Consider the following 1,101-nt stretch of genomic DNA (forward strand, 5'->3'; position numbering starts at 1 on the left):
GGACGCGGCCGAGGCGAGGGCGGCCGAGGCGACGGCGGAGGCTGAACCACCCGAGGCACCCGCCGGGCCGGAGTCGATCGGGGCACCGGCGACCGTGACGTCACCTCCCGAGTCGGAGGCGGCCGGAGCGCCGGCGGCCGTGGAGTCACTCGAACCGGCACCGGCGCCCGCCGACGCGCCCCCGGCCGATCCCGTCCAGGCCTTCGAGGCCCTCTACGCCTACGCCGCCCCGGCCCTCACCCGGCAGGCGTACCTCCTCACGGCCCGCCGCGCCCTCGCCCACGAGTCGGTGGAGCGGGCCTTCCAGCAGGCCTGGGACCGCTGGCCCGAGGTCGCCACCGACCCCGACCCCGTCGGCTGGGTGCGCGCGGCCGCGTACGAGTACGCGCTCTCCCCCTGGCACCGGTTCCGCCGCGCCCACCGCCACCCCGACAAGCCGCCGTCGGAGCCCGCCGACCGGATCCTGCTCGACGCCCTGCTCGCGCTGCCCCCGGTGCACCGCCGGACGGTGCTGCTCTACGACGGCGTCGGCCTCGACCTGCCCGACACCGCCGCCGAGACCGAGGCCAGCACCCCGACCGCGGGCAACCGCCTGCTCCGCGCGCACGACGAGCTCGCGGACCGCGTACCCGAGCTGGCCGACGTACCGCCGGAGAAGCAGTCCGCCCTGCTGCGCGAACGGCTCGGGGCGGTCCGGCCCCCCGTACGGCTGGAACCGCGCCCCGCGGCCGTCGTCCGCGCCGCCGGGGAACACCGCGGCCGGAGGTGGACCCGGGCCGGCCTCGTGATGACCGCGCTGATCGCCGTCGCGACCGCGTACACCACCGCGACCGCGCCGCGGGAGTACGAGCCCCCCGGCTCCCCCGGGACGAGCGTCTCCGGCGTCCCCCCGCACAGCGGACCCCAGCGGCTGACCGAGCAGAGCCGGGAACTCCAGGACAAGCTGCGCGCCGACCCCGCCGCCGGACCCGCCCGGGTCTCGCCCGGCCTGGAGTGAGCCCGACCGGCGGCGCGAGCACGGAAACGGGGGGGGGGGGGGGGGGGGGGGGGGGGGGGGGGGGGGGGGGGGGGGGGGGGGGGGGGGGGGGGGCGGGGGGGGGG

At 79.9% G+C, this 1,101-nt stretch carries 1 protein-coding gene; it reads left to right on the forward strand.

From position 1 onward, the window contains the following. Nucleotides 1-997, forward strand: a 997-nt coding sequence (locus NOD94_RS41130; RefSeq protein ID WP_281211354.1) for a DNA-directed RNA polymerase sigma-70 factor, incomplete at its 5' end; no start/stop codon positions are given. Nucleotides 998-1,101 lie beyond the last annotated feature (104 nt).

The sequence above is a fragment of the Streptomyces sp. Isolate_45 genome (genome assembly GCF_024721315.2).
GTDB lineage: Bacteria > Actinomycetota > Actinomycetes > Streptomycetales > Streptomycetaceae > Streptomyces.